This is a genomic window from Clostridium sp. AF27-5AA (assembly GCF_003478415.1).
GTDB lineage: Bacteria > Bacillota > Clostridia > Lachnospirales > Lachnospiraceae > Otoolea > Otoolea fessa.
In genome coordinates this window covers 232,728-245,972 of sequence record NZ_QUFH01000004.1, presented here as the reverse complement: position 1 = coordinate 245,972, position 13,245 = coordinate 232,728, and the positions used below count along the sequence as shown (strand labels likewise).

The 13,245-nt window shown below is 48.2% G+C and carries 9 protein-coding genes; 7 read left to right on the top strand and 2 right to left on the bottom strand.

Going from position 1 to position 13,245, the window contains the following annotated elements:
• Positions 1 to 530, top strand: a 530-nt coding sequence (locus DWY89_RS06500; RefSeq protein WP_243022769.1) for an IS200/IS605 family accessory protein TnpB-related protein, incomplete at its 5' end; no start/stop codon positions are given.
• 371 nt (positions 531 to 901) lie between these two features.
• Here the strand turns inward: DWY89_RS06500 and DWY89_RS14245 are convergent.
• A complete protein-coding gene (locus tag DWY89_RS14245) occupies positions 902 to 1,123 on the bottom strand; it encodes a hypothetical protein (RefSeq protein WP_147352804.1) in 222 nt (73 codons plus the stop codon).
• Between the two features lie 188 nt (positions 1,124 to 1,311).
• Here DWY89_RS14245 and DWY89_RS06490 point away from each other — a divergent pair, with 188 nt between their 5' ends.
• A complete protein-coding gene (locus DWY89_RS06490; protein ID WP_118523864.1) occupies positions 1,312 to 2,814 on the top strand; it encodes a PLP-dependent aminotransferase family protein in 1,503 nt (500 codons plus the stop codon).
• 97 nt (positions 2,815 to 2,911) lie between these two features.
• On the opposite strand, the gene DWY89_RS06485 is transcribed toward DWY89_RS06490, so the two are convergent.
• Positions 2,912 to 4,327, bottom strand: coding sequence for a spore germination protein (locus DWY89_RS06485; RefSeq protein ID WP_022360194.1), 1,416 nt, complete (start codon positions 4,325 to 4,327; stop codon positions 2,912 to 2,914).
• Positions 4,328 to 4,780: 453 nt separating this feature from the next.
• Between DWY89_RS06485 and DWY89_RS06480 the strand changes: the two genes are divergently transcribed.
• The 5 genes from DWY89_RS06480 (at position 4,781) to DWY89_RS06460 (ending at position 13,160) form a co-directional block, all read left to right on the top strand.
• Positions 4,781 to 9,244, top strand: coding sequence for a hemoblobin-interacting domain-containing protein (locus tag DWY89_RS06480; RefSeq protein WP_118524491.1), 4,464 nt, complete (start codon positions 4,781 to 4,783; stop codon positions 9,242 to 9,244).
• A gap of 21 nt (positions 9,245 to 9,265) precedes the next feature.
• Positions 9,266 to 10,402 (top strand): FAD:protein FMN transferase, encoded by a 1,137-nt coding sequence (locus tag DWY89_RS06475; RefSeq protein ID WP_243022767.1) that lies wholly within the window; start codon positions 9,266 to 9,268, stop codon positions 10,400 to 10,402.
• A gap of 84 nt (positions 10,403 to 10,486) precedes the next feature.
• A complete protein-coding gene (locus tag DWY89_RS06470; protein WP_147353092.1) occupies positions 10,487 to 11,128 on the top strand; it encodes a hypothetical protein in 642 nt (213 codons plus the stop codon).
• Positions 11,129 to 11,309: 181 nt separating this feature from the next.
• On the top strand, positions 11,310 to 11,879 hold the full coding sequence (locus DWY89_RS06465) for a biotin transporter BioY (protein ID WP_022360190.1): 570 nt from the start codon (positions 11,310 to 11,312) through the stop codon (positions 11,877 to 11,879).
• Between the two features lie 135 nt (positions 11,880 to 12,014).
• On the top strand, positions 12,015 to 13,160 hold the full coding sequence (locus DWY89_RS06460; RefSeq protein WP_107001661.1) for an acetyl-CoA C-acyltransferase: 1,146 nt from the start codon (positions 12,015 to 12,017) through the stop codon (positions 13,158 to 13,160).
• The last annotated feature ends 85 nt before the right edge of the window (positions 13,161 to 13,245 follow it).

The following is a 13,245-nucleotide window of genomic DNA, read 5'->3' as shown; positions in this document are numbered from 1 at the left end:
TCCAAAGCCGATGGGATTATGCAAAAAGGCTGAATATGGAGCTGTCCCGCAAAATAGCTACGGAGATCACGAAATATGCCGCAGAGTATCAGGCCGATGTAATTGTGTTTGAGTATCTGGAAATGCAGGGAAAAATATCCGGAAATAAAAAGCAAAAACTTCATTTATGGAGAAAGCGGGATACTCAGAAACTGTGTGAACATCAGGCACATCGGAACAGAATTCGTGTGTCCAGAGTCAGTGCCCGGAACACCAGCAGGCTGGCCTGTGACGGAAGCGGAGCGGTAGTAAGAAATCAGGAGAACCATAGCCTATGTACCTTCCGGACAGGAAAACAGTACAACTGCGACCTGTCAGCTGCCTATAATATTGGAGCGAGATATTTTATACGGGAACTTTTAAAACCCTTGCCGGAAACGGAAAGGTCTTCACTGGAGGCAAAAGTCCCTGTAGTGAAGCGTAGAACCTCCTGTGTTTATGCAGATTTAAGAAAGCTTTATGTAGAAGTAAACAACTTAAAAGCAGCATAAACGCAGGCAGATATACAGCGGACTACCTGTAATGTGGAAACCAGCCGTATCCGGTGTGGAAAAAGTGCGTATCCGCACGAATTCTAAGATACTGGCGTATCCGCCGATATTTAGTCTTGCCGTTTAAAACGGCCGAGAAGCACATGACTTTAGCCATGTGAGGTTCACTAATCCACCGTATTGTCCACTGCCCCTTGGTATCCTTCGCCTTAAACAGGCAGTGGTTCCGCTGTATTATTCGATATTTCGCAACGTCCATTCTGAAGATAATTACGCAGTGTTTCTTTATGTTTTTTTGCGTATATCACAGCTTTTTCCAGCTTGCTTCTTTTTACAGGATTGAGTTGTTCCAACCATGCATAAAAGCTTTCCTATACCGGCACTTCTGTTTCCAGACATCTGTCTTTTCGCTCTTCCGGAGTAAGGTCACGGAACAGCTTTTCCAAAAAGAAAAGCTTGTTGCAGTATGCCAGACCAACTTCAGCCGGAATCATGTGGGGGATTTCTTCTTTCTTAGGAAGAAGCGGCTCTTTGATTTCTTCCTCGGAATTTCCGTTACTGGGCACGTATGCGTGAACAGTAACAGTACTCAATTTTGGGGATTGCCTATAAGCAGGAGAAAACGGTATAATTGAGGAAAGCAGTTGGATATAAGGGGGACAAGTGGTGGAGATGAAAAATATTGTGCAGACGGAAAGATGGGCGGTTGTCTGGGATATGGGATGATGCGGATGATCGATGCGGTGCATCGCTGTTTACATAAATAGATAGAGGAAATACGATGGAACTGAATTTAAGCGAACCGGGACAGAGCCGGTATCTGAGAGTATATGAATATTACAAAGAATTGATCGTGTCCGGGCAGATGAAGTCGGGAGCGAAGCTGCCGTCGATCCGCAAATGTTCCCTGCAGCTGCAGCTTTCACGGACGACGGTGGAGACGGCGTATATGCTGCTGGCGGCGGATGGCTATATCATTTCGCGTCCGCAGAGCGGGTTTTATGTAACGGATGCGGTGCTGGCGGCTGCAAACCGGGAGGAAATAGAGCACGGTGTGACGCGTCAGGAGGAACGCCCGGAAATCCGGTATGATTTTGCGTCTTCAAATGTGGATCGGGAGAGCTTCCAGTTTGATTTATGGCGGCGCTATGTCAAGAGCGCCCTGCGCCAGGATGAGCGGCTGCTTTCTTATGGCGAACCGCAGGGAGAGCGGGAATTCCGGGAGGCGCTCTGCGCGTATCTGGGGCGCCACCGCAATGTGATCTGTACGCCGGACAGTATCGTAGTAGGGGCGGGTGTGCAGAGTCTCTTGCATATTTTGTGCCCGATGCTGCGGGAGCGGGACAGCGCATGGTTTTTTAATCCGTCGTTCCGGCAGGGACGCCAGATTTTTGAGGATTATGGGTTTCGGACCGGAGATATAAGAGCGTATTGGGAAAAAAATGAGATGAGGACCGGATCCTTTAAAATGGATTTGTGTGGAACGGAAAAGTCAGATGTATGTGCAAAAGAAATGAAAACAATGCCATTTGAACAGACATCAGAGGCAATGAAATCCACGGGAAAAAGTGTCTGCTATTTAACGCCTTCTCAGATGACAGTCTGGGGAGAGGTCATGCCGGTGGGCGACCGGATGAAGCTTTTAAAGGATGCGGCGCGCGAGGATATGCTGATTATTGAGGACGATTACAACAGTGAGTTCCGCTATTATAACCGCCCGACACCGTCCCTGCAGGGGCTTTCCGGAGGGCGGGGCGTCGTGTATCTGGGGACATTTTCAAGGCTGCTTCTGCCATCGATCCGCATGAGCTACATGGTCCTGCCGCCGGATCTGCTGAAACGGTATCAGGAGCGGGGGCGTTTTTATAACCAGACGGCGTCCAAGGCAGAGCAGATTGCCCTATGCCAGTTTATACGGGACGGACATCTGGAAAGCCAGATCCGAAAGTCCAAGAAATTGTACGCGGCAAAGGCAAAGTGTCTGTGTGATGCGGTGCGGCGCATTTTTGGAGAAAAAGCGCGAACGCATCTGGGCGATGCCGGTTTTCTGGTTCTCATGGAGCTTGACAGCCCGCTTACATCGGCGGAAATTGCCGGGCGTGCGGCACAGGCAGGCGTCGCCGTCCGCCCGGTGGAGTCGGTCGGGAGTCTTTTGGAAAAACAGGAGCATCATTTTCAAGAGGGATATCCGAAGCTCCTGTTGTCCTGTGCCTCGATGGGGGCAGAGCGGTATGAGGAGGCGCTGGAGGTGCTGAAAGAGGTAGTGTATAAGAAAGAAAAATAGAAGATAGATATAGAAGTTAAAATGTCCGCATAAACCACAGCCAGTACCCGGAACCATCCGGGCAGTTGTGGGTATGCGGACATTTTATGCGACATTCTTACCCGTTTTTCTCCTCATGCGGCAGCCGGTTCCGGAGCAGCCGCTTTTTTAATTCACTCCAGTGAAATGGAATTAGCGGGTAAATATAACTTTTTCCGGCGATTGTCCGGTTAAAGACAAGGCAGCCGACGGCAATGAGTGTTCCTGCGATGAAGCCCCAGAGATTGAGGAAAAAGGTCAGAATCAGGAGCAGGACGCGCATGAATTTGAGTGCGTAGCCGAGTTCGAAGCTCGTCATCGAGTAGTTGGCGATCGTGACGAACGCCATATAGAGCATCGTCTCGCTGTTGAACCAGCCGGATTTGACCGAGTATTCTCCAAGCACGATACCGGCGATGACACTGAGCGGTGTCGTCAGCATGCTGGGGGTGTTGACTGCCGCGAGCCGCAGACCATCGATGGCAAATTCCAGGATCAGAAGCTGATAGATCAGCGCCACATGGATCTCGTCGGTGACACGGATAAAAGCGAGCCATTCCGGGATCCAGCCGGGATTCTGCATAAAAAGCAGCCACAGCGGTGTCAGAAATAAGGTCAGGAAAAAGATGACCGTCCGCGACAGGCGCAGATAGGTGCCGGTCAGCGGTGGAAAATAGTAGTCGTCGGCTTCCTCGATGATATCGAAAACAGAGGATGGCAGAATCATTGCGGATGGCGAATTGTCCACCAGAATGATGATATTTCCTTCCAGAATCGAGGCAGCGGAGGTATCCGGACGCTCTGAAAAACGAAATTTTGGGAACGGATTGAACCATTTGTGCGGATAAATACATTCGGCAAGGCTTTCCTGGTTCATCGAGAGGGCATCGACATGCACTTTTTGAATCCGGGTGCGGATGCGGTTTAAAAGTTCGGTGTCCACCCGGTTTTCCATGTAGCAGATGGCGATATCGGTGTGCGAACTTTCCCCAATATTCATGATTTCCATCCGCAGCTTCGGATCGCGGATGCGCCGCCGGATCAGAGCCGTATTGAACACAAGCGTTTCGACAAAACCATCGCGCGAGCCGCGCAATACCTTATCCTTTTCAGGTTCGCTGACTCCGCGGGCGGGATAGGTGCGGCAGTCTATTGTGAGTGCCTGTGCATACCCGTCGATCAGAAGAAAAGGAACACCGGAGAGAAGCTGGATAATCAGCGCGTCCGAATCCGTTTCCAGCCCGATTTCGCCGTAGGCGAGGTAGAGGGCGGCAAAATCGTTTGCATTGTCAGGCATCTGGGCGGTTTCAATGCTGCTCATCGCCTGCAGCACTTTTAAAAGCGTATCGTCCTTGGTAAAACCATCAATACAGTAGAGGCAGGCATCGCGCCCGCCGATCATCAGGTTCCGATCTACGACATCAAAACTGATGTCCGGTCGGAGCTTTTTTTGAAAAAAAGTCCGGTTATTTTCAATGGATGAAGAAATCTGCATCGTGTAAATCTCCTATCAGAGAAGCCAATATCAGTGACCGCGAAGGGACTGGAATGGGACAAAATGTTTACAGATGGAGTATGTGCGAAAAGGATAAAAATATACGAAATGAAGCAAATGGATAAAAATTCTCAAAATATGTTTTTTTAAAATTCATGACAAGCGAGGCAATATCAGGGAAAAAGGCGGAAAAATCGCTGCAAAATGAGACTTAACATGTGCTGAATGGAAAAAGAAATTTGCATGTTAGTTTTAGCAACTAAAAAACCAGTGCTTTATTGAGAATAAAATTCGATTAAAAAATAGATAAAAATTCTCATTTTTAAACAGATTTAAATAATTGACAGATTTTATTGGATTAGTATATACTAACCTCCTCGACCACCTGAGTTAGGGATGCCTAATCCGGTGCGGAGAGTAAGATATTACAAAAGATTATATGGAGGAATATGTATGAAAGGTAAGGGAAGATCCCGGCAGGCAATTCTGGCAGCGGTGACCGTGTTAGCGGCGGCGCAGGCAGGTACTGCTTATGCTTCAACCGGACCGGCATCGGAGTCCGGAGTACAGACCGGCGCCTGGATTCAGGAAGGACAGGACTGGAAATATCAGGGAACGGACGGAACGCTCAAGACTGGATGGGTTAAGACCGAGAATGGCTGGTATTATCTGGATCCGCAGACCGGACGGATGATGACTGGATGGATCACCGTCGATGGACGCCGGTACTATATGAACACAACTGCCGATGGCGTGGAAGGACAGATGCGCCGCGGCTGGTGGAAGGACAATGCAGGAAAATGGTATTTCTTCAGCACTGCATCCGATGGAACGGAAGGTATGACCGTGACCGGATGGCAGTGGATTGATGGAAAATGCTATTATTTTGATAACTTGAGTGCAGAAAACTATGGTCAGATGCACACCGAAGGTCGGACGCCGGACGGCTACAGCGTCAACGAGGATGGACAGTGGGTCAATGAAAACGGAGAGGTCCAGACCCGTGCAGATAGAGGTTACGCGAGCAGCCCGGCAGCAGACGGCAACGGAAGCAGCGTATCAGGAGGCGGTTCAGGGAATTCCGGCAGTTCCGGCGGCAGCCATTCGGGGGGCTCTGGAAGCAACAGTAATTCTGGAAATAACAGTAATTCCGGAAATAACAGTAATTCTGGAAATAACGGTAATTCCGGGAATGACGGAAACCAGAATGGCGGAAATGCCGGAGATAACGGAAACACTGAAAATCCAGACAAGCCGCAGATGGTTTCGCTGGTAGATGAGACGAAGACAAAGCTTACCGAAGTAAATTCCCTGGGCTGGTGGCTTCCGATCGCATTTGATGAGGGATACAATGCAGGCAATACGGTCGTTAAGGTCGATGGAAAAGATGTAACCAATCTTTTAACTCCGATCACAGATGACGGACATATGGCAAAACTGGCGCTTATTGGCACACCGGGCAAAGTAACCGTTAGCAGCAAGGAAGATGCGGCAAAGGAAGAGACGGTGGTTCTGAGTAATGAGAGCCAGGAAGATGCTGTATATGAGGAAAACGACGGCTATCTGCCTGAGAAGATTCTGACGCATGAGCCGGTTGCTTATTGGGACTATTATCTGACCAATTACGATGAAAACGGAAATCCCCGCATTTCTCCGAAAAAGACTACTTATAACTTGAATGAGGAGAAACAGACTCATCCGAGCTATTCACCGGATGCGGTTCTTCCGGAAAATGGAAAAGCAGCCGTTACCATTCTGTTTAACTACAATACAGACGAGGAAAAAGAGTGGTTTGACGGCATCCGCAAACTGGAGCTGGTTGAATACGATGAGCAGAAGAACACAATCAATTCAAGCCTCGTATTTGACAGTGAAAAGAATGTGGCGCACGGACAGGGACGCGTTGGACAGCTGACTATCCAGACAGGACAGAGCAATTTCTATAATAATGGACGTTATTATGTGCGGGTTGTATCGTCGGCAGGCGGTTCCGCGCTCGTCCCGATTCATGTCGTCAATGAGACAGTACCGACGCTGGAGCTTAAGGAAACACCGCAGTCCGGCAAGAATCTCCATTTTGCAGTCAGCGATCTGGTATACGCAATTGAGACACCGATCGAGCGTGTGACACTGGAAGATCCGAGCGGAACAGTAAGCGACCTTAAGATGATCGATGACTGGTATCTCTACAGTCAGGATTTATTTGTTCTGTACAATGATAATACAGACCATCTGCCATACAAGGGCAATTACAAGATCACTGTATATGCAAATGGTTTTCGGTCATTCTCCAAGAGCTTCAAGGTGACAACGGGCGCAGAGCCGGTAAAAGAGAAGGAACAGACCAATGGTCAGAAAATGGCGGCATACGGATTCGACGGTATCAGCACCGCATCGACTGGTTCCAGCGGAAGTGGAAGCTCCAGCGGCAGCAGCTCAGGAAGCTCTGCAATCTCTGCAAACCTGATTTTTGATTCAGATCTGCTTGTAAATGCACATCTCCTTGAACAGACCAAGATGGAAAATGATGCGTCCAAGGCAGTGATGGAGTGGTGGTACAATGCGATTCCGGATGCAGTCTTTGATACTGGAGATGATGATTTCTTCAGATGGACAGACTACGTAAATAAGAGCGAGAATCAGAAATACGAAGAGAACAGAATTCTTCCGTTTGCAGATTACCGTGAAAATGGAGCACTGGATCCGAACCATCCGGCAACGGCAAAAGAGGTTCTCGAAGATGGTCTGCTCGGCGATATCCAGTACAATGGAAACTTCTCCCGTCAGGATGCACCGGCGATTACAGTTGTACAGAACAAAGAGGGCGAGCCGGTAGTCCTGCGGACAGAGGATACAGAGTATATCGAGGCGGTTCAGAGTATCGTTGTCAACGGAAACTGGCAGGCACTCAGCAAGGACAAATATTCCATTGATAAAGAAGCTGGCACCATTACCATAGAGGCGGATGTATTCAAGGCTGGTGAGGAGTACAAGCTGACTGTTGATGCAACGGGATATAAGAGCCAGAGTATTGCATTTACATATAATAAGGTGCTGGAGAGTGATCTGGCGCTGAAGGTTGATTATGCGGATGCTAAAAATGCATTTTCAGCAAAGAAGACAGTAGATGGAAAGAAAACATACTACTTTGCAGATGCTGAATTTACCGTTGAGGGCAGCGAGGGAGATTTCTTGAAGAACCTGAAATCTGTTACTCTGCTTTCCGATGAGGAGGATGCTGTTGAGAGAAATGTTTATCCAAAGGGTGTATCCAGCAGCAATGATGTATATTATGAGGTATCTGAGGATGGAACGCAGCTGATTCTTCACCAGGTTCAGCCGGGAACTTATAAACTGACACTTCGTTCGAATTACTACACAGAGGCCCTGAGATGTAAATTTGTGGTTGAGAAGGAAGAGGAAGAAATCCCAGATGAGCAGGAGATTGAGATTGGTGCTTCGAAAATCAGAAAGGCAAATGGATATGGTGAAAAGGGATATGTAATACAGTTTACCTATTCTGATGGAACTGGTATGAAACCTTCTGATTTTGCCTACAAAAAAGCATTAGAAAAATATGTAAAGAGCATCAATTCAGTAGTGGTAGGAACAACTACGTATTCTCCACAGTCAAGCTGGACATTAGGAGATAAGGAATATGCGTCAGATATTTATGATGATGCACATAACAATTACAAAGATAGCCTGCTTGTTTCTGACAGTGCATTTAATACGGATGGGGATACCACAATTACGATTAATGCAGATGGGGATTATCCAAAAGTAACGATTGTAGTTGATAAAAATGGAAATCTCAAACAGGATGACAAGGAACTTCTTGATGCACCGACGCTGACTGGACCGGAAAAGATTTCCGAGGGAGGTAATTTAACCCTGACTGGAAAAGATAATGCGGATGAGCTTGCGAAATACCTGAAAGCAATCAAGGTGATAACATCAGATGGTGAAGAACTTGAATTTGAAGTTCAGGATAATAAACTGATTATCACAACCAGTGATTTAACCGCAGGACCAGATGGAAGTGCGATTGAGATTGTGATTGAGGCAGAAGGTTATCAGGATCAGACAATTCGGGTTAAAGTGGAAAATTCCGAAACTAAAGAAGTTGAGGTTTCTAGTTTTGTAAAAGAACAATATAGTTATGGAAAAGCGAATTATATTGTAAGTTTTAATGGCGTTAAAGATGTGGAGGCATATCTGGATGCTGTTACCGAAGTTAAAGTAAATGGTAATAAATATGAAAAAGCAAAATATGCAAGCTTTATGGGTGAGGATCAGTATGCATTGAATTCGATTAATTATAATGGTAATGATAGCTTAAAGATTTCATCCAGTAAATTTAGTACAGAAGGAAATACAACTATCGAAATTACGGCAACAGGATATGGAACACTGACTTTTGAAATTGATGAAGATTACAAACTCATCAAAGAAGAGACCACCCTCATCGCCGACGAAGTCCTCCCAAGCGAGATCGTCACCACCCCAACCGAGGGAGTAACCACACCGGAGCAAACACCGGAAGAGCCGAAGACGAATGACGAAAACAAGGCAGATGTACCGGATGGCGATAAGAAGAACGAGACAGACGATGCGAACAAGGCACCGGAAGTAGACGAGGACAAGAAAGAGGATTCGGACGAGTCCAAGGATACTTCGGATGAGAAGAAAGACGAAACTTCAGATAAAGGCGATGCTGACAAGGATGATTCGAAAGATGAATCCGGCGAAACTGGTGACGATTCCAAGAAGAATGAAACGGATGAATCTAAGGACAATGATTCCAAGAAGGATGAGACCGGTGACGTAAAAGATGATACTTCTGATAAGGAAGAATCCGACGGAGGTAAAGGCGATACTTCTGAGAAAGAAGAGTCTGTTTCTGAAGAAGAGTAGTTGTATTTAAAGGAGTAAAAATTGAAACAGAAGTGGTGGATTTTATTAACCCTGCTGCTGTGTGGCTGCGGTGCTTCATCGCAGCCGGATCAAACGGGGGCGGTCCAGAATGACCGTCCTCGTTTATCTGCGTCTATGGAAGAGACGGCAGAAAATGTGGCAGCAGTAGAAAAAAACGAAAATTTAGAGAAAAATCCCTCAAATTCGAACCAGAATCCGGGAGAAGGGCAGAATTGGACAGTGTTTGCGATGGATACTGTGATGCAGTTTGACGCCTACGGCGGAAGTGCAAATTTGCAGGAAAAAGTGAAATGGCGGGTGGAAGAGCTGGAAGGGGAGCTTTCGACAACGCAGGAAAACAGCGATATTTTTCATCTGAACCAGGAGAAAACAGCGGAACTTTCAGCGGATACGCGTTATCTGATGCAGGAGGCGCTGGCGCTGGGAGCGGAAACAGATGGTGCACTTGATATATCAATTTACCCGATTGTGCGGAGTTGGGGATTTACAACGGGAAATTACCGGGTCCCCAGTGAGAACGAGCGGGAAAGCCTGCTTAAATCGGTCGATTATCGTCTGGTTGGTTTAGGAGCAGATATGGCGTCGATCGAGCCGGGAATGATGGTGGATCTAGGCGGCGTCGGAAAGGGATTTACCGGGGATGAGGTGGTAAAGGCTATGAAGGAGGACGGCGTGACAAGCGCGTTGTTCAGTCTTGGAGGTAATATCCAGACGATCGGAACGAAACCGGATGGCGAGAAATGGTATGTCGGTATCAAGGATCCGGAGAGCGACGGTTATCTGGGCGGAGTCGGGGTGCAGGATGAGGCGGTCATTACCTCCGGCGGCTATGAACGCTATTTTACGGACAATGACGGAACGATTTACTGGCATATCATGGATCCGTCCACCGGGACGCCGGCGCATAGCGGGCTGATTTCTGTGACAATCATCGGACCGTGCGGGCTGCGCTGCGATGGGCTTTCGACCGCCCTGTTTGTCATGGGACGGGAAAAGGCAGCGGCACACTGGACGGCACATCAGGACTATGAGGCAGTCCTGGTTGACGAGAGAGGCACGATCTGGCTGACGCCGGGCTTAAAAGACCGATTTATTCCGGTGGATCAGGGGGAGACGCGGGAGATTCGGATATTGTGATTCTGGAACAGAACTAGTATAATGAGCAGAGAAAAGTGCATGCGAGTCAGATTTACAATTTATAACGAAGAGGTCGAAAATACCGTGAATGATAGATTGAAAAAGAAGCTTCTTTGCTTTGAGCGCGCTCTCTCCACATTGGAAGGATACGAGGGCTGGATGATAGGCACAACTACACTTCATCTGGACTGGCAGCCCAAACAGGGGGAGAATGAGTTTTGCCATACCAAATTAACTCCAGAAATCATCAAAAAAGGCCGCTCGGCAATCCGGGTCCGCATAGCGGCAGCGGAGGAGGAAAAGGAACGGGAAAATGAGGAGATGGAAGTGCTGCTGGTAAAACCGCGCCAGAGCGTCCTTGTCCCGGAAAAAGAGAAAATGCCGCTCATGAAAGCAATTACGGAACTGGGCAGTGAGGATGATGATACGCTGGTATTTAGCCGCAGCCAGATGGAAGAATATCTCCGGGAGGCGGCAGATACCAATCCGATCCATCAGGGAGAAGCGGCAGTTCTGCCGGGGTTTCTTGTTATGAATGCCTGTCTGCTTCGTCTGTGGAAGAAGGGCTGGATGAAGGGACAGACCGCTCTGGAAGTACGTTTTCTTGCCCCACTTCGTCCTGATGAGGAGGTATATCTGTCGGATTCGGGGCAGGAGGGAAGAAACGCGGTGTATCTGAGAGCGAAGCAAGAGGGAAAGGAAATTCTTTCGATTACAGAAAAATAGGGATGCCGATGATAAAGTGGGTGCAGAGGAGCTATGGATGTATATGTAAACCATTTATAAAACAAGGTTGACAATTCACTGAAATTCCGATATACTCTTTTCTAGCAAAGATTCTCTGTGTGTGATTCATAGGAAAATGCATTACACGGCTTAGAATTTTATCACTGAGGAGGTATATATAATGAGTTCAGAGACAAGTGCAGTGAACGTACACGGCGCATGGAGCGCGAAGCGGCTTACACTTTTGGCGATGATGCTGGCTCTTATCAGTGTGTCTTCGTATATTGCGATTCCGCTTCCGTTTTCGGATGCAAAGATCACAGCGCAGACGATGATTGTCAACCTGATCGGTCTGCTGATTGCACCACAGGATACCATTTTAGTTATGGCGAGCTGGCTGCTGTTAGGCTTATGCGGCGTGCCGGTATTCAGCGGCGGAAGCGCAGGACCGGGAAAACTGCTTGGACCGAGCGGCGGTTACTATATCGGATTTCTGGTTGTAGCGTTTCTGATTTCCCTGTTTTGCCGGAAATGGAAAAATGTTGCATTCCAGACAGCGTTCCTGATTGTAGTTGGTATTCCGGTGATTTACGCATTCGGTGCAGGCTGGATGAAACACGTGACCGGACAGCCGTGGGGTGCAGTTATCGTGCAGTCGATAATTCCGTTTATTCCGCTGGACATCGTTAAGTGTGTGGCAGCGGTAGCACTTGGAAAGGCGCTGAAGCGGACGGGCTTATTTGGAAATTAGATAGAAAATAAAGATGGGATGTGGTAGTGAACAGAATCAGCCTTTTAGTGCAGAAATGCAGCCAGGAGGCATGAGGAGTCCGTTGCCGCATCCCTTTAATTTTAATTATGAATAGAAGAAAAACAGGAGAAAAGTATGAATCACGTATATATTCTGGGCGGTTTGCGCAGTTACATCGGGGTGAAAGATGGAATGTACCGTCATATCCCGGCGGAAAAGCTAGGGGCAGAGGTGCTGCGGGAGGTGGTTTCGCGATTTGAGCTTCCAACCGATGCGATCGACTATATAATAGGAGGAAATGCGGTCGGGGGAGGCGGCAATATCACGCGTCTGGCGGCACTTTCGGCAGGGTTTCCAGAGCGGATTCCGGCAGTTACTTTGGATCTGCAGTGCGGGTCGGCGCTGGAGGCGATCAGCGCGGCAGCAGCCAAGATTGAGAGCGGGATGGCGGATCTGGTCATTGCCGGGGGAATGGAGAGTTCTTCGGTACAGCCGTACCGCATGATGTCCCCGAACCATCCGGAATATGACGGTGGAAAGGTGTATACGGTTGCACAGTTTGTGCCGGGAAAGCGCGGCGAGCAGGTTATGTTAGAGGGCGCGGAGGAGACTGCGATCCGGGAAAATGTCTCTAAGGAAGAGATGGACACCTGGGTGCTCCGGAGCCATAAGAGGGCGGCGCAGGCGCGCAAAGAGGGAATATTGGAGGATATAACGGTTTCCATCGACGGCAGCAGCCGGGATGAGGGAATCCGTCCGACAATGAGCCAGCGTCTGATCGACCGCCTGCCGTATCTGCTTCCAAATGGCACGAAAATCACGGCGGCAAATGCGTGCCTGATGCACGATGGCGCGGCATTTGTGGTACTTTGTTCGGAACGGTTTTTGCGGGAACAGGGACGGAAAGCAGAATGCCGTTTCCGGTTTGGTACAGCGATCGGGGATGATCCGATGATGAGCCCAAAATCAGCCGTCAGCGCTGCTAAGGCGATACTTGCAAAAACGGGGCATTCTTATCAGGAGATCGATGCTTTTGAGGTCAATGAAGCGTTTGCCGTTATTGATGTTCTATTTGAACGTGCATTTCCGGGGATTGAAGACCGTTATAATATCTGGGGCGGGGCACTTGCCTATGGGCATCCATATGGAGTCTCCGGCGCAATGATTCTGCTGCATCTGATGAAAGCACTGGAACATAAAAATGGGCATTTGGGAATGTGCTGCGTGGCAGCCGCCGGAGGGATCGGAAGCAGTATTCTGGTGGAGAAAGTAATGAAGTAGATGAAGACAGTGTTTGAATGATATAAAAAGTAAATGTGGTAAATTTAAAAGCTCAGATTGGTAAAAAGTTCTATATAAAAATAAG

What these genes read in the sequence shown, in the direction of transcription:
- DWY89_RS06490 (WP_118523864.1), top strand. Translation starts at nt 1,312, where the DNA reads ATGGAACTGAATTTAAGCGAACCGGGACAGAGCCGGTATCTGAGAGTA.
- DWY89_RS06465 (WP_022360190.1), top strand. Translation starts at nt 11,310, where the DNA reads ATGAGTTCAGAGACAAGTGCAGTGAACGTACACGGCGCATGGAGCGCG.
- DWY89_RS06480 (WP_118524491.1), top strand. Translation starts at nt 4,781, where the DNA reads ATGAAAGGTAAGGGAAGATCCCGGCAGGCAATTCTGGCAGCGGTGACC.
- DWY89_RS06485 (WP_022360194.1), bottom strand. Translation starts at nt 4,327, where the DNA reads ATGCAGATTTCTTCATCCATTGAAAATAACCGGACTTTTTTTCAAAAA.
- DWY89_RS06460 (WP_107001661.1), top strand. Translation starts at nt 12,015, where the DNA reads ATGAATCACGTATATATTCTGGGCGGTTTGCGCAGTTACATCGGGGTG.